At 69.8% G+C, this 14,270-nt stretch carries 16 protein-coding genes, 1 tRNA gene and 1 pseudogene; 14 read left to right on the forward strand and 4 right to left on the reverse strand.

The features are described 5' to 3' along the window. Positions 1–18: 18 nt before the first annotated feature. The 8 genes and pseudogenes from ACLBWJ_RS00455 to ACLBWJ_RS00490 all read left to right on the forward strand — a co-directional run. A pseudogene (locus ACLBWJ_RS00455) lies at positions 19–558 on the forward strand (SGNH/GDSL hydrolase family protein); the annotation flags it as partial. Positions 559–654: 96 nt separating this feature from the next. Next, entirely contained in the window at positions 655–1,332 is a 678-nt protein-coding gene (locus ACLBWJ_RS00460) for an O-methyltransferase (protein WP_274178047.1), read from the forward strand. A gap of 98 nt (positions 1,333–1,430) precedes the next feature. Beyond that, complete coding sequence (gene eno / locus ACLBWJ_RS00465) at positions 1,431–2,711, forward strand: phosphopyruvate hydratase (RefSeq protein ID WP_023950384.1); 1,281 nt, start codon at positions 1,431–1,433, stop codon at positions 2,709–2,711. A 31-nt stretch (positions 2,712–2,742) separates the two neighbouring features. Beyond that, positions 2,743–3,213 carry an FtsB family cell division protein gene (locus ACLBWJ_RS00470; RefSeq protein WP_240309863.1) on the forward strand — a complete coding sequence of 157 codons (471 nt, stop codon included), beginning with the start codon at positions 2,743–2,745 and terminating at the stop codon, positions 3,211–3,213. Positions 3,214–3,317: 104 nt separating this feature from the next. After that, complete coding sequence (locus ACLBWJ_RS00475) at positions 3,318–3,788, forward strand: DUF501 domain-containing protein (protein WP_274178046.1); 471 nt, start codon at positions 3,318–3,320, stop codon at positions 3,786–3,788. Continuing rightward, positions 3,785–5,050: a S8 family serine peptidase gene (locus ACLBWJ_RS00480; RefSeq protein ID WP_447659569.1), complete on the forward strand. Its 1,266-nt coding sequence runs from the start codon at positions 3,785–3,787 to the stop codon at positions 5,048–5,050. Before ACLBWJ_RS00475 ends, ACLBWJ_RS00480 begins: the two co-directional genes overlap by 4 nt. Before the next feature lie 43 nt (positions 5,051–5,093). Beyond that, on the forward strand, positions 5,094–6,530 hold the full coding sequence (locus tag ACLBWJ_RS00485; protein ID WP_112618016.1) for an NAD(P)/FAD-dependent oxidoreductase: 1,437 nt from the start codon (positions 5,094–5,096) through the stop codon (positions 6,528–6,530). Between the two features lie 179 nt (positions 6,531–6,709). Beyond that, positions 6,710–6,782, forward strand: a tRNA-Leu gene (locus ACLBWJ_RS00490). On the opposite strand, the gene ACLBWJ_RS00495 is transcribed toward ACLBWJ_RS00490, so the two are convergent. Continuing rightward, positions 6,742–7,650, reverse strand: a complete 909-nt coding sequence (locus ACLBWJ_RS00495; protein ID WP_447660071.1) for an EamA family transporter — start codon at positions 7,648–7,650, stop codon at positions 6,742–6,744. The two genes, ACLBWJ_RS00490 and ACLBWJ_RS00495, sit on opposite strands and share 41 nt — an antisense overlap. A gap of 42 nt (positions 7,651–7,692) precedes the next feature. Here ACLBWJ_RS00495 and ACLBWJ_RS00500 point away from each other — a divergent pair, with 42 nt between their 5' ends. The 4 genes from ACLBWJ_RS00500 (at position 7,693) to ilvA (ending at position 11,286) form a co-directional block, all read left to right on the forward strand. Continuing rightward, positions 7,693–8,172, forward strand: a complete 480-nt coding sequence (locus ACLBWJ_RS00500) for a MarR family winged helix-turn-helix transcriptional regulator (RefSeq protein WP_447659570.1) — start codon at positions 7,693–7,695, stop codon at positions 8,170–8,172. Positions 8,173–8,250: 78 nt separating this feature from the next. Next, positions 8,251–8,817, forward strand: a complete 567-nt coding sequence (locus ACLBWJ_RS00505; RefSeq protein WP_112618018.1) for a LemA family protein — start codon at positions 8,251–8,253, stop codon at positions 8,815–8,817. 64 nt (positions 8,818–8,881) lie between these two features. Further along, positions 8,882–10,063 (forward strand): AI-2E family transporter, encoded by a 1,182-nt coding sequence (locus ACLBWJ_RS00510; protein ID WP_112618019.1) that lies wholly within the window; start codon positions 8,882–8,884, stop codon positions 10,061–10,063. Further along, positions 10,060–11,286: a threonine ammonia-lyase gene (gene ilvA, locus ACLBWJ_RS00515; RefSeq protein ID WP_447659571.1), complete on the forward strand. Its 1,227-nt coding sequence runs from the start codon at positions 10,060–10,062 to the stop codon at positions 11,284–11,286. The genes ACLBWJ_RS00510 and ilvA overlap by 4 nt, the downstream gene beginning before the upstream one ends. Before the next feature lie 25 nt (positions 11,287–11,311). On the opposite strand, the gene greA is transcribed toward ilvA, so the two are convergent. Together greA and ACLBWJ_RS00525 are read right to left on the reverse strand one after the other, a co-directional pair. Next, complete coding sequence (gene greA / locus ACLBWJ_RS00520) at positions 11,312–11,803, reverse strand: transcription elongation factor GreA (RefSeq protein ID WP_112618021.1); 492 nt, start codon at positions 11,801–11,803, stop codon at positions 11,312–11,314. Between the two features lie 84 nt (positions 11,804–11,887). Beyond that, positions 11,888–12,283, reverse strand: coding sequence for a DUF4307 domain-containing protein (locus ACLBWJ_RS00525; RefSeq protein ID WP_112618022.1), 396 nt, complete (start codon positions 12,281–12,283; stop codon positions 11,888–11,890). Positions 12,284–12,363: 80 nt separating this feature from the next. On the opposite strand from ACLBWJ_RS00525, the gene ACLBWJ_RS00530 reads away from it, so the two are divergent. Continuing rightward, entirely contained in the window at positions 12,364–12,609 is a 246-nt protein-coding gene (locus ACLBWJ_RS00530; RefSeq protein WP_112618023.1) for a hypothetical protein, read from the forward strand. Positions 12,610–12,643: 34 nt separating this feature from the next. Here the strand turns inward: ACLBWJ_RS00530 and trhA are convergent, their stop codons facing one another. Further along, positions 12,644–13,336: a PAQR family membrane homeostasis protein TrhA gene (gene trhA / locus ACLBWJ_RS00535; protein ID WP_274178043.1), complete on the reverse strand. Its 693-nt coding sequence runs from the start codon at positions 13,334–13,336 to the stop codon at positions 12,644–12,646. 96 nt (positions 13,337–13,432) lie between these two features. On the opposite strand from trhA, the gene ACLBWJ_RS00540 reads away from it, so the two are divergent. Next, positions 13,433–14,209, forward strand: coding sequence for an isoprenyl transferase (locus tag ACLBWJ_RS00540; protein WP_274177988.1), 777 nt, complete (start codon positions 13,433–13,435; stop codon positions 14,207–14,209). Positions 14,210–14,270 lie beyond the last annotated feature (61 nt).

Raw genomic sequence — 14,270 nt, forward strand, 5'->3', positions numbered from 1 at the left:
GAGCCGGTGCGTCTGGTCATGCTCGGCGACTCGCTCGCCGCGGGCCTCGGGGCCGAGCGTCGGAAAGACACTCTCGGCGGACGGCTCGCGCGCGGACTGGCGAAGCGGGCGCGCCGCCCCGTGCGGCTCCGGACCGGCGCCGTCGTGGGCGCGGAGTCCTCGACGCTGCCGGACCAGATCGCAGCCCTCGGCGACGATGCCGCAGCCGATGTCGCGGTGATCGTGGTCGGCGGCAACGACGTCACGCACCGCATCCCGGCCGCTGACGCGGCTCGCAGCCTCGCCGACGCCGTCGAGACGTTGCGCGCTCGGGGGTGTGCGGTCGTGGTGGGCACCTGTCCGGACCTCGAGGCCCTCCGACCGGTCCCGCAGCCGCTGCGGAGCTTCGCATCGCGGGCGTCGCGGGCGCTCGCGCAGGCTCAGGAGACCGCGGCGCGGGCAGCCGGCGCGCGGGTCGTCTCACTCCGCCGCGCTGTGGGACCGGTGTTCGTCGACAATCCGGACGAGATGTTCTCCCTCGACCGATTCCACCCGAGCGCACTCGGGTACCGGCGCACCGCTGACGCGCTGCTCCCGGCGGTCGCCGCCGCCCTCGACGAGGTGATGGCGGAGCGGATGCTGGCGCGCGCGGACGCCGTGCGGTTGGCTGAGAGCATGACGACCGACCCCACTCCCGACAGCTGGCGGCGTACCGACGCATACCTGACGGCGACTCTCGTGACGCCCGATCCGGATCTGGATGCCGCCCTCACCGATCAACGCGAGGCCGGGCTTCCCGCCATCGAGGTCTCACCGCTCAGTGCCAAGCTCCTGCAGCTGCTCATCCGGATCGGTGGCGTTCGCCGGGTCCTCGAGATCGGCACGCTCGGCGGCTTCTCGACGATCGCGATGGCGCGCGTCCTGCCGGCGGACGGACGGCTGCTGACCATCGAGGCCGAGCCCCGGAACGCGGAGGTCGCCCGAGCGAGCATCGCGCGTGCCGGCGTCGACGACCGCGTCGAGGTGCGCGTCGGACGCGGCGCGGACGTGCTCCCCGACGTCGACGAGGAGTTCGATCTGGTCTTCATCGACGCCGACAAGGAATCCAACACGATCTACCTCGATCACGCCGCGCGGCTGACCCGGCCGGGCGCGATCGTCGTCGTCGACAACGTCGTGCGTGCGGGCCGCGTCAGCGACCCGGCGACGGAGGACGAGCAGGTGGCCGGCACCCGCCGAGGACTCGAGATGCTCGCCCGTGATCCGCGCTTCGAGGCGACCGCGCTGCAGACGCTCGATCTCAAGGGCTGGGACGGGATCGCGGTCGCGCTGCGGGTCGACCCCGCGTCATAGTCCCGGCAGACCCGGTGGCGGCGGCTCCGGTCATCACTAGACTCAGAGTGGACCGACGACGCTCCACGACTCACCCTCCACAAGCAAGGAGTACCCCTGTGGCACTGATCGAGGCTGTAGGCGCACGCGAGATTCTGGATTCGCGTGGCAACCCGACCGTCGAAGTGGAGGTGCTCCTCGACGACGGCATCGTCCAGCGCGCGGCCGTCCCCTCCGGCGCATCCACCGGCGCGTTCGAGGCGTACGAGCTCCGCGACGGCGACAAGAGCCGCTACGGCGGCAAGGGCGTGCTGAAGGCCGTCACCGCCGTCATCGACGAGCTCGGCCCCGCCATCGAGGGCGTCGACGCGAGCGAGCAGCGCATCATCGACGAGATCCTCATCGAGACCGACGGCACCGAGAACAAGTCGCGCACCGGCGCGAACGCCATCCTCGGCGTCTCGCTCGCCGTGGCCAAGGCGGCCGCCGATTCGGCCGACCTGCCGCTGTTCCGCTACCTCGGTGGCCCGAACGCGCACGTCCTGCCCGTGCCGCTGTTCAACGTCATCAACGGCGGCGAGCACGCCGACAACGGCATCGACATGCAGGAGTTCTTCCTCGCGCCGATCGGCGCCGAGACCTTCAGCGAGTCGCTGCGCTGGGGTACCGAGGTCTACCACGTCCTCAAGGGCGAGCTGAAGGCCGCCGGCTACGCCACCGGTCTCGGCGACGAGGGCGGCTTCGCGCCCGACCTGCCCAGCAACCGCGAGGGCCTCGAGTTCCTCGTCAAGGCGATCGAGAAGGCCGGTTTCAAGCCCGGCTCCGAGATCGCCCTCGGCCTCGATGTCGCGGCGACCGAGTTCTTCAACGACGGCGTCTACCGCCTCGACAACAAGGACTGGAACGCCGAGCAGCTGACGGACTACTACGTGCAGCTCGTCAACGACTTCCCGATCGTCACGATCGAGGACGCCCTCGCCGAGGACGACTGGGACAACTGGACCGCCCTCACCGAGAAGCTCGGCGACAAGGTGCAGCTGGTCGGCGACGACCTCTTCGTCACCAACCCGGCGCGCCTGGCCGACGGCATCCGCCGCAAGGCCGCCAACTCGCTGCTGGTGAAGGTCAACCAGATCGGCACGCTGTCCGAGACGCTCGACGCGATCGCGGTCGCTCACCGTGCGGGCTACACGACGATGCTCTCGCACCGTTCGGGTGAGACCGAGGACACGACCATCGCCGACCTGTCGGTGGCGGTCAACGCCGGTCAGATCAAGAGCGGCGCGCCCGCGCGATCGGAGCGTGTGGCGAAGTACAATCAGCTTCTGCGCATCGAGGAGGAGCTGGGTGACGCCGCGGAGTTCATCGGCCGCGCTGCGTTCCCGCGATTCCAGGGCTGATCTGCGCTGAAACGTGACGAGAGGGGGAGCCGTGGTCAAGACGACGGCTCCCTCTCCTCGTTCCCGGCGGCGGGTGGACGTCCGCGAGTGGATGGGCGGCATCCGCGTGTCGGGCTTCGCCTTCATCATGCTCGGGCTCGTCGTGCTGGCCGCGTGCGTGCTCGTCCCCTCGGTCAGCACCTACCTCGATCAGCGCGCTCAGATCGCAGCGCTGGAGGAATCGGTCCGTGTCAGCCAGGAAGAGGTCGACGCCCTCTCCGCGGAGCGCGAGCAGTGGCGTGATCCGGCCTTCATCATGACGCAGGCGCGCGAGCGCCTGTACTACGTCCGTCCCGGCGAGGTCGTCTACCTCATCGACGACGATCTGCCGGCATCCGCCCTGCCCGATGATCCGGCCGCAGTCTCGAGCGACGTCGAACGCACCCGCACCGACTGGATGTCGCAGTTCGTGCGCTCGGTCGTGACCAGCGGATCCGCTCGAACGGCAGCCACCGGCCCCTGAGCACCGCTGCCGTGCCGCCCCAGGAGTCGGCCAGCGGCGGACGGTAGCCTGTCAGAGTGACTGCTCCCGCTCTGACGCCCGCGACCGACGCCGACCTCGAGGTCATGCGCGAGCAGCTGGGACGCCCGATGCGCGGCGTGGTGGGGATCGCGGCGCGTTGCGTGTGCGGCAACCCGACGGTCGTGTCGACCGAGCCGCGGCTGCCCGACGGCACGCCGTTCCCGACGTTCTACTACCTGACCCACCCCGGTGCCACCGCCGCGATGTCGGCCCTCGAGGCGACCCACGTCATGCGCGAGCTCTCCGACCTGCTGGCCGACGACTCCGACATCGCCGCGGCCTATCGGAGCGCCCATGAGAAGTACCTCGCCGACCGCGCCGCGTACGGTGAGGTCGAAGAGATCGCGGGGATCTCCGCCGGGGGCATGCCGACGCGCGTCAAGTGCCTGCACGCCGTCGCGGCCCACGCCCTCGCGGCGGGGCCGGGGGTCAACCCCATCGGCGACCTCGCGCTGGAGCGATCCACCTGGTCGCCCGAGCGGTGCACGTGCGCGAACCCCCGGGTGGCCGCGTGACGCGGCGCGTCGGGCGGCTTCTGCGCGCGGCCGTCGTCGGCGTGCTCGTCGTCACCACGGCGACGGCCGGTGCGGTGGTGCCTCCGACAGACCCCGCGCGTCAGGCGGAGTACTGGCTCGACGACTACGGCATCCGCACGGCGTGGCAGACCACGCGCGGTGCAGGTACGACGATCGCGGTCATCGACACCGGCATCGGACGCGGACCGGCCGAGTTCGAGGGGGCGGTCACCGCCGGAGCGGACTTCTCGGGCTCGGGCAGCGCCGACGGCCGCACTCCTGTGGGAGGCGACGACCGCGACCACGGCAGCTGGGTCGCCTCGCTCGCGGCATCCCGCGGCACCGGCCCGGACACCGGGATGATCGGCGTGGCTCCCGAGGCGAAGCTGCTGTCGCTCTCGATCGGCTTCGGCGGCAGCTCCGACATCCCGTTCGCCACGCAGGTCGCCGATGCCATGACGTGGGCTGTGGACCACGGGGCCGACGTCATCAACCTCTCGTTCACGACGAACCTGCTCGAATGGGACCCGTCGTGGGACACGGCCTTCCAGTACGCCTACGACCACGACGTCGTGGTCGTCGTGGCCGCGGGCAACCGGGGGACCGGAACCGACCGCGTCGGAGCGCCGGCGACGATTCCGGGTGTGCTCACGGTGGGCGGCGTCGACCGAGGCGGGCTCGCGAGTCAGGAGGCCTCGACGCAAGGCATCACGATCGGCATCTCCGCGCCGAGCGAGGGGCTGCTCGGGGTTTCTGCCGACGGACGCATCGTCGTATGGGACGGCACGAGTGGCGCAGCCCCCATCGTCGCGGGCGTCGCGGCCCTGGTGCGCTCGGCGCACCCCGGGCTCGACGCGAACAACGTCATCAACCGCATCATCAAGACCGCGCGCGCGGTGCCCGGCGTCTCGGCGAAGCCCGACCCGCTCTACGGCTACGGACTGTTGGATGCCGCTGCCGCGGTGAACACCGCCGTTCCGGCGGTTTCGGAGAACCCGATGGGTGATCTCGCCGAGTGGGTGCGCATCTACCGTCGGGCAGAGCAGGCGCCGGCGCCGCAACCCTCGACATCGCCGGTCGCGCTTCCGGAGCTCCCGGCCGCGGATCCGCCGTCCGAGGCTGGTTCGCCGCTGCTGCCGAGCCTGAACACGCTCCTGTACGGGACCGTCCCGCTCGTGGGTGTGACCATCGCCGCTATACTGGTGGCGCTCGGCGTCACTGCTGCTGTCCGGCGCATCCGATCGGCCCGCGCGTCGCGCTAGCCGAGCCCCCGATCAAGGAGTTCTTCCGAACGTGTCCACATCTGTGCCCCAGATCCTCGTCGTCGGTGGCGGCTACGCCGGCTTCTACACTGCGTGGAAGCTCGAGAAGCACCTCCGCAAGGGTGAGGCCGAGGTCACCATCGTCGACCCGCTGCCGTACATGACCTACCAGCCGTTCCTCCCCGAGGTCGCGGCCGGTGAGATCGAAGGCCGCCACGTCGTCGTCGGCCTCCGTCGTCATCTCAAGCGCACGAACGTCGTCAACGCGAAGGTCACCAAGATCGACCACGCGAACAAGGTCGCCACGATCACCCCCGCTCAGGGCGAGCCGTGGGAGCACCGTTACGACCAGATCGTCGTGACCGCCGGTGCTGTCTCGCGCACGTTCCCGATCCCGGGCATCGCGGACAACGCGATCGGCCTGAAGACGGTCGAAGAGGCCATGGCCATCCGCGACCGCATCCTCACGAACTTCGACCGCGCGGCGAACCTGCCGGCCGGTCCCGAGCGCGACCGCCTGCTGACCGTCGTCGTGGTCGGCGGCGGCTTCGCGGGCATCGAGGTGTTCGCCGAGCTGCGCGCGATGGCGTCGTCGCTCCTCAAGAGCTACCCCCAGCTCCGTTTCGAGGACACGCACTTCCACCTCATCGAGGCGATGGGCCGCATCATGCCCGAGGTCTCCCTCGAGACCAGCCAGTGGGTCCTCAAGGACCTCGCGAAAAAGGGTGCCAACGTGCACCTCGACACGCAGGTGCAGGGCGCCGAGGGCGGCAACGTCGCGCTGTCGACGGGTGAGGTCATTCCCACCGACGTCATCATCTGGACCGCCGGCGTCATGGCGAACCCGACGGTCGTCCGCGGCAGCGACCTGCCCGTCGAGGAGCGCGGTCGCATCCGTACGCGCGCCGACCTGCGCGTCGGGACGCCCGAGGAGATCGTCGAGGGCGCCTGGGCTGCCGGTGACATCTCGGCCGTTCCCGACCTCACCGGCGGCGGCGTGGGCGGGTACTGCGTGCCCAACGCGCAGCACGCCGTACGCCAGGCCAAGCTGCTCGCGAAGAACCTCGTCGCGGTTCTCCGCGGTGAGACGCCTCGCGAGTACTTCCACAAGAACCTCGGCGCAGTCGCCGGTCTCGGCCTCGGCAACGGTGTCTTCCAGTCCGGCAAGATCGCGATCAAGGGCTTCTTCGCCTGGGTCGCGCACCGCGGCTACCACGGCCTCGCGATGCCGTCTTGGGAGCGCAAGTGGCGCGTCGTCGGCGACTGGTGGATGAACTTCTGGCTCGGCCGCGACAACGTCGCGCTCCAGGGCACGCTCACCCCGCGCGCCGCGTTCGAGGAGTTCGCCGCGCGTCCGCGTCCCGCTCAGCCGGCCGCGGAGAACCCGCAGCCGCCGATCGACCCGAAGAGCGTCGCGAAGGACGAGGGCGCCGCAGCGGTCGCTCCCGCCGAGAAGGACAACAAGGTCGACGCGAACTGATTTCGCCCGTCACGACGAGGCCCCCGCACCGCACGGTGACGGGGGCCTCGTCGTTTCTGCGCAGTGCGCTCAGTTGGCAGGTTGCGCCGCTTCGTGGGGTGCGAGTGGGCGTGTGCTGCCAGGTGAAGGGTCACCCCTGGGCCCGAGCGGCCACCCGGGGGCCGGTAACGTGGGACCGGGCCCCCGTAGCCCAATGGCAGAGGCAGGCGACTTAAAATCGCTTCAGTGTGGGTTCGAGTCCCACCGGGGGTACGTCGGGGATCTTCGGGCCGCGCTGTGCGACGGCGGCGGTCACCGACGCGAGCACCGTGACGAGGCCGGCGGCTTGGAGGGCGCTCAGCGTCTCGCCGGCGACGAGCAGCCCGAGCAGGACCGCCACGACGGGGCTCAACAGCCCCAGGAACGCCGGAAGGCGCGTCGGCAGCGCCCGCACGCCGCGGAACCACAGCAGGTAGGCGAGCGCCGTGCCGATGAGCGTGAGGTACGCGTAGGCCCCGAGTTCGGGCGCGGTGGGAAGCGCGTCCGGCAGCGGCTCGAGGAACGCCGTGAGCACCGCGAGCAGGATCCCGCCCGTGACGAGCTGCCACGCTGTGATCGTGAGCGGCGGCTGCCCCGCGCCCCAGCGCTTCGTCAGGACTGTGCCGACGGCCATCGAGACTGCGCCGCCGAGCGCCGCGGCGATACCGATCGGGTCGAGGTCGGCGCCTCCGGGCGCGACGATCATCCCGACGCCGATGACACCGGCGACTCCGGCGATCGACGTCAGCACGGTCAGCCGCTCGGAGAGGATCCACCAGCCGAGCATCGCGACGATGAGCGGCTGGATCCCGCCGACGACGGCGGCGACGCCGCCGGGTAGCCGGTCGGCGGCGACGAAGAGGCACCCGAAGAAGACCGTGAAGTTGAGGGCTCCGAGGATCCAGGCGCGCCACCACCACGACCCGGTGGGCAGTCGCCGGGCCACGAGAAGCAGGATCAGCCCGGCCGGCAGCGCGCGCATGGTCGCGATGAGCAGCGGATGCCCCGGCGGAAGGAACGTCGTCGTGGTCAGGTACGTGGTTCCCCAGACCAGGGGCGCGATGGCGGTCAGGGGAACAAATGCGGTCCGATTGCTAAGCACTTAGTCAATATAGCTCAGTGCTTAGCCAGTAGGATCGAGAGCATGGACCGCGTGGACCGGATTCTGGAACAGTGGGCGCGTGAAAGGCCCGGCCTCGACGTGACCCCGATGGCGGTCATCGGGCGGCTCGGGCGGGCGGCGGCCGCCGTCGATGCGCGCCTCGCGGCCACGTTCGCGCGTCACGGTATCGACGCGGCGACCTTCGATGTGCTTGCGACGCTCACCCGGCAGGGGAAGCCCTATGAGCTGACGCCCGCTGAGCTCGCGGCGGATGCCATGATCACCTCGAGCGCCGTCGCCCAGCGGCTGAACCGGCTCGAGGGCCTGGGCTACGTCAGCCGCAATCCTGACCCCGCGGACGGACGGGGGAAGATCGTGCGCCTGACCCCGAAGGGGCTCCGGGTGGTCGACCGCGTCCTCCCGGACCATCTGGAGACCGAGCGTGCGGTGCTCGCGCCGCTCACCGAGAGCGAACGGTCTCAACTCGCCGTGCTCCTGTCCCGGCTCGCCCCGGGTGGGTAAGACCTGCGAGTTCGCGTGCGTGGCCGGTTCGGCCGGATACGCCCTGGTTAGACTGGTCGCGGAGAAGGGGGACATGCAATGGAGTGGCTGATCCCGGTCATCGTCATCGTCGCACTGCTTGCCGTGATCGGCATCTACCTGTGGGCGACCTACAACTCGCTCGTGGCGTTGAACGTCCGCGTCGACGAGGCCTGGAGCGACATCACCGTGCAACTGAAGCGGCGCGCGGACCTTCTCCCGAACCTCATCGACACGGTGCGCGGCTATGCCGCGCACGAGAAGGCGGTCTTCGAGAACGTCACCCGTGCTCGTGCCGAGATCCTGTCTGCGAACGGGCCAGCCGAGGCAGGAGTGGCCGAGGGGCACGTCCAACAGGCGTTGAAGTCGCTGTTCGCGGTCGCCGAGGCGTACCCACAGCTTCAGGCGAGCCAGAACTTCCTGCAGCTGCAGCAGGCGATCGTCGACACCGAGGACAAGATCCAGGCGTCGCGTCGCTTCTACAACGGCGGCGTGCGAGAACTGAACACGAAGATCAAGGTGTTCCCCAACAACCTCTTCGCGCGCAGCCTCGGGTTCTCCGAACGAGAGTTCTTCGAGGTTCAGAACGGCGCGGCGATCGCGGAGCCGCCGCGCGTGCAGTTCTGAGCGCACGCTCTGAGACCGCCCCCGACGGTCGGACGCGCCCGCGGCGCAGTCTTAGACTGGCCGGATGAGCGACGACAAGGTCGGGCGGTCCTTCTTCGACGCCCTGCGCACCCGAACCGTTGCCACCGAGACGTCGACGGGAATTCCCCGGGGCCTGCGTTTGGCCACGGCGTACTCCTGGCGGCTGCTCGTGGTCGCTGCCGCCGCGGGAGTGGCCATCTGGATCATCATCCAGCTCAAGCTGCTCGTCATCCCGCTGCTCATCGCGATCCTGATCGCGGCACTGCTCTGGCCGGGTCTGCTCTGGATGCTGGAGCATCGTGTGCCGCGCTGGGCGGCGATCGTGGTGAGCGTGCTCGCGACCATCGCCGTCATCTCGGGCCTCCTCTGGCTCGCGATCTGGCAGATCAGCCGGCAGTGGTCTTCGGTTCAGGCGAGAACGGTCGAAGCCGTCGGTCAACTTCGTCAGTACCTCATCGACGGTCCGCTCCATCTCACCTCGACGGAGATCGACGGTCTGCTCCAGCAGGGCTGGGGCTTCCTCGAACAGCAGGCGTCACTCCTGTGGTCGGGCGCCCTCGCCATCGGCTCCACCGTGGGGCACGTCGCGACCGGAGCGCTGCTCGTGCTCTTCATCCTGCTGTGCATCCTCGCCGACGGCGGGCGCATCTGGCGTTGGGTCGTCCGGCTCTTTCCCCGTCAGGCTCGTCCGGCGGTCGACGGCGCCGGCCGGACGGGGTGGCGCACCGTCGTGACCTACGCGCGCACCCAGCTGCTCGTCGCGACGATCGACGCAACCGGTATCGGTCTGGGCGCCCTCTTCCTCGGCGTGCCGCTCGCGGCCCCGATCGCTGTGCTCGTGTTCCTCGGTGCCTTCATCCCCTTCGTGGGGGCCGTGGTCACGGGCGCCCTCGCCGTCTTCCTCGCGCTCGTCTACAACGGCCCCTGGATCGCGCTGTGGATGCTCGTCATCGTGCTCGGCGTGCAGCAGCTCGAGGGGCACATCCTGCAGCCGCTCCTCATGGGCTCGGCGGTGAAGGTCCACCCGCTCGCCGTCGTCATCGTCGTCGCCGGCGGTGCGATGATCGCCGGCATTCCCGGGGCCCTGTTCGCGGTTCCGCTGGCCGCATTCGTCAACGTCGTCGTGCTCTACGTGTCGCGACGTTCGTGGGAGACCGGGGTCGCCCCGCGGCCCGATGAGATGATCTGGAGCACCGTGCCCCGAGACCGGAGGAAGAACGCATGACCGGACCCACTCCGGCCGACCTCGACGCCGCAGCGGCCGTGCTCGACGGCGTCGTCACCCGCACGCCGATGGAGTACTCCGAGCACCTCTCGGATCTCCTGGGCGTGCCCGTGCACCTGAAGCTCGAGAACCTGCAGCGCACCGGCTCGTTCAAGATCCGCGGAGCGACCTACCGCCTCTCCCGCCTCACCGAGGAAGAACGCGGGCGCGGCGTCGTCGCGGCGTCGGCCGGCAACCACGCCCAGGGCGTCGCGCTCGCAGCGCAGAAGCTCGGCATCCGGGCGACGATCTTCATGCCGCTCGGCGTCCCCGTCCCCAAGCTCCTCGCCACCCGCGGTTACGGCGCCGATGTCGTGCTCGAGGGCGCGACGGTCGAGACGCCCCTGCGCCTGGCCGCCGAATTCGCCGAGCGCACCGGTGCCGTGCTGATCCATCCGTTCGACCACCCCGACGTCATCACGGGCCAGGGGACTCTCGGACTCGAGCTCGTCGACCAGGTGCCCGACATCGAAACACTCCTGATCCCGATCGGGGGAGGCGGTCTCATCGCCGGCGTCGCCGCCGCAGTGAAGGGCCGCGCCGCCGCCGAGGGGCGCCGCGTGCGCGTGATCGGGGTGCAGGCGGAGAACGCGGCTGCGTATCCATCGTCGCTGGCTGCAGGGATGCCGCTCGCGGTCGAGACGACCCCGACGATCGCCGACGGCATCGCGGTCGCCCGCCCCGGCGACGAGACGTTCGCGGTCATCCGCGAGCTCGTCGACGAGGTCGTCACGGTCTCGGACGACGACATCGCCCGTGCGCTTCTGGTGCTGCTCGAGCGCGCGAAGCAGGTCGTCGAGCCCGCCGGCGCAGTGGGTGTCGCAGCCATCCTCGCGGGCAAGGTGACGGCGTCGGGCCCAACGGTCGCGGTGCTCTCGGGCGGCAACATCGACCCTCTGCTGCTGCAGCGCGTCGTCGCCCACGGCCTCGCGGCATCCGGTCGGTACATGACGCTGCAGATCCCGCTTCCCGATCGGCCCGGCCAGCTGGCTCGCGTCTCGGAGCTCCTGTCGGTCGCGGGCGCGAACGTCATCGAGGTGCTGCACACCCGCCACGGGCAGGGGCTGCAGATCAGCGAGGTGATCCTCCAGCTGAGCGTCGAGACGCGGGGTGAGGAGCACCGCGCTCAGGTCATCGCGATCCTCGAGGATGCCGGCTTCGCGCCGACGGTCGTCGCCGATTGACGGACGCCGGCGCGAAGCTCGCGGGTCACTGGCCCGAGTAGGTCTCGACCTTGACGATCTCGACGGAGATGTCGCGCCCGTTCGGCGCGGTGTACGAGGTCTTGTCGCCCTCCTTGAGGCCGAGGATGGCCTCGCCGAGCGGTGACGCCTCGCTGTAGACATCGAGCTCTGAGCCGGCCGCGATCTCGCGGCTGCCGAGGAGGAAGACCTCCTCGCCGCCGGCGACGAGCGCGGTGACGACGGTGCCCGAGAGCACGGTGCCGTCGGATTCGGGAGCCTCTCCGACGGTCGCGTCCTTGAGCAGCTGCTGCAGCGTGCGGATGCGCGCCTCCTGCTTGCCCTGCTCGTCCTTCGCGGCATGGTAGCCGCCGTTCTCCTTCAGGTCGCCCTCCTCGCGCGCGGCCTCGATGCGCTTGGCGATCTCCTCGCGGCCCGTCGTCGAGAGGTGTTCGAGCTCCGCGACGAGACGGTCGTAGGCGTCCTGCGTGAGGAAGGTGACGGGAGCGTCGTTCGACATGTGATCTCCTTGGACTGGCGCGGCGCACAGCCGCCTATGGCGAACGCCCCGGCATCCGACCGGGGCGCACAAGAAATGCCTAGACTACGGGATCCAGCAAGAGGTCACCAAACCATTGGTCGCCAGCGCCACGGTCGGGATGGTCTCGGTGAACGCTCGTGAGACACCGTCAGCGGCCGGATACTCGACGACCCGCCACCCGACGACGCCGTGCTCGGTGTCCTGGGCCTCGAGGGCGCACGCGAGCGGCTTGTCTCGCGCGCCGCTGACCTGGAACGAGACGACCACCGAGTGCTCGTCGATCACCTGGAATCCGGTCGCGTCGGTGTCGACGGAGTCGATGGCGCCGGTCACGGTCGTCCAGGCGACGAGTCCGAGAACGCTTGCCCCCACCACCGCAGCGGCACCGATCAGAATCCGCCGGGACCGCTTCTCACGCGTCCGACCGTAGCGCTGGTCGAGCTTGAGCTGCGTGGTCACGATGACGGTCTCCGGGGTGGTTCTGACGGGATTAGGCTGGTGGTTCCAGGCTAAGCGCTTCTCGCGCAGATCGAGGAACCATGAACTCCCTCCTGTGGCTCACGTCGGCGGCGACACCGCTCCCCGAGATCACGGTCGACCCCACGTCGGTCACGCCCGGCCCGTGGGGCTTCGGAGCGATCGTGATCCTGACGATCGCCGTCGTGCTCCTCCTGCTCGACATGCTGCGACGGGTACGTCGGGGCCGATACCGTGCCGAGGTGCGCGAGCAGCTCGACGAAGAGGATGCCGCCGCTCGCGGCGAACGGGACGCCGACACGCGCTGACCTACGGGGCCGTCGGCCTCGTCCCTCCGCGACCTCAGCCCGCGTGATACGCGGGCTCGAGCGCGATGAGGAGACACGCCGTCCAGTGGCAGAGGAATGCCAGGACCGTGCAGACGTGGAAGATCTCGTGGAAGCCGAAGTGGCCCGGCCACGGGTTCGGCTTCTTCAGCGCGTAGACCACCGCGCCGCCGCTGTAGAGCAGGCCGCCGATGATCACCAGGATCATCATGGCGGCGTTGGCCTGGAACAGCGGAACGATGTACATCACCGCGGCCCAGCCCAGCGCGAGATAGAGCGCGACATAGAGCCAGCGCGGTGCGTGTATCCAGAACACGCGGAAGAAGATGCCCGCGATCGCTCCGCCCCACACCAGCGACAGCAGCAGCACCGTCTGCTCGGTGGGAAGGGCCAGCACCGCCAGCGGCGTGTACGTTCCGGCGATCAGGAGAAGGATGTTCGCGTGGTCGATCCGCTTGAGGATCGCCTTGGTGCGCGGCTTCCAGTCGAACCGGTGGTAGAGCGCGGAGTTGCCGAACAGCAGCAGCGAGGTGGTCATGAACACGGCGCTCGCCCACTTGGCCGGCGCGCCCTGTGCGAGCACGATCAGAACGATGCCTGCGGCGATCGCGACGGGGAAGGTCGCCGCGTGGATCCAGCCCCGCCACGACGGGCGCAGCTCGACCTGAGCGCTGACGGCAGCGGCGTCCAATAGGGGAAGCTGGGGCATCTCGACGCCCTCATCGGGTGCGGGTCGGGTCACAACACGAGCGTACGCTCTGGCATATGCCAGCGTTCACATGAGGGCGAGGAGTAACGTAGGGGAGTGGCTGCGAACCGCGGACGAGGACCCCTCTATCGCCTGTATGCGTCCCGGCTGCGCCGGCACCTGACGCCGGAGACCGTTCCGCATCACGTCGCGATGATGATCGACGGCAACCGTCGGTGGGCGCGCCAGGCGGGTTACCCCACACCCGCCGAGGGCCACCGCGCCGGAGCCGCGAAGATGCACGAGTTCCTGCGCTGGTGCGACGAGCTCGGCATCCGCGTCGTCTCGCTCTATCTGCTCTCGCACGACAACCTCGCCAAGCGCGACTCGCGCGAACTCGCCGACCTGCTCGAGATCATCGCCGAGCTGGCCGAGACGCTCTCGAGCGAGCCGGGGTGGCGCGTGCAGCACGTGGGCCGCGCGGGCCAGCTGCCCGATGATCTCGCCCGCGTGCTCGCCAAGGCGGAGGACCGCACGCGCGAGAACACCGGTCTGCACGTCAACCTCGCCGTGGGTTACGGCGGGCGGGGCGAGATCGTGGATGCGGTGCGGAGCATCATCACGAGCCACCACGAGCGCGGCGGATCTATGGAGGAGCTCGCGGAGAGTCTGACGCCCGAGCAGATCGGCGAGCACCTCTACACCGGTGGCCAGGCCGACCCCGATCTCGTCATCCGCACCTCCGGCGAGCAGCGCCTCAGCGACTTCCTGCTCTGGCAGTCGGCGCACAGCGAGTTCTACTTCGTCGAGGCGCTCGGACCCGACCTGCGTGAAGTGGACTTCCTGCGCGCGATTCGCGACTTCGCGACGCGCGACCGCCGCTTCGGCGGCTGACGCGCCAAGCACGGCACGCAGAGTTCACGTTGGCGAAACCTTCGCGGGCGTGTCGCGCTGG

This window comes from Microbacterium sp. M4A5_1d, assembly GCF_053345465.1.

Bases quoted from the DNA above. Each gene is read 5' to 3' on its own strand.
- ACLBWJ_RS00530 (WP_112618023.1), top strand. From the start codon at position 12,364: ATGAACTCCCTCCTGTGGCTCACGTCGGCGGCGACACCGCTCCCCGAG.
- ilvA (WP_447659571.1), top strand. From the start codon at position 10,060: ATGACCGGACCCACTCCGGCCGACCTCGACGCCGCAGCGGCCGTGCTC.
- ACLBWJ_RS00510 (WP_112618019.1), top strand. From the start codon at position 8,882: ATGAGCGACGACAAGGTCGGGCGGTCCTTCTTCGACGCCCTGCGCACC.
- ACLBWJ_RS00505 (WP_112618018.1), top strand. From the start codon at position 8,251: ATGGAGTGGCTGATCCCGGTCATCGTCATCGTCGCACTGCTTGCCGTG.
- ACLBWJ_RS00475 (WP_274178046.1), top strand. From the start codon at position 3,318: ATGCGCGAGCAGCTGGGACGCCCGATGCGCGGCGTGGTGGGGATCGCG.
- ACLBWJ_RS00500 (WP_447659570.1), top strand. From the start codon at position 7,693: ATGGACCGCGTGGACCGGATTCTGGAACAGTGGGCGCGTGAAAGGCCC.
- greA (WP_112618021.1), bottom strand. From the start codon at position 11,803: ATGTCGAACGACGCTCCCGTCACCTTCCTCACGCAGGACGCCTACGAC.
- trhA (WP_274178043.1), bottom strand. From the start codon at position 13,336: ATGCCCCAGCTTCCCCTATTGGACGCCGCTGCCGTCAGCGCTCAGGTC.
- ACLBWJ_RS00460 (WP_274178047.1), top strand. From the start codon at position 655: ATGACGACCGACCCCACTCCCGACAGCTGGCGGCGTACCGACGCATAC.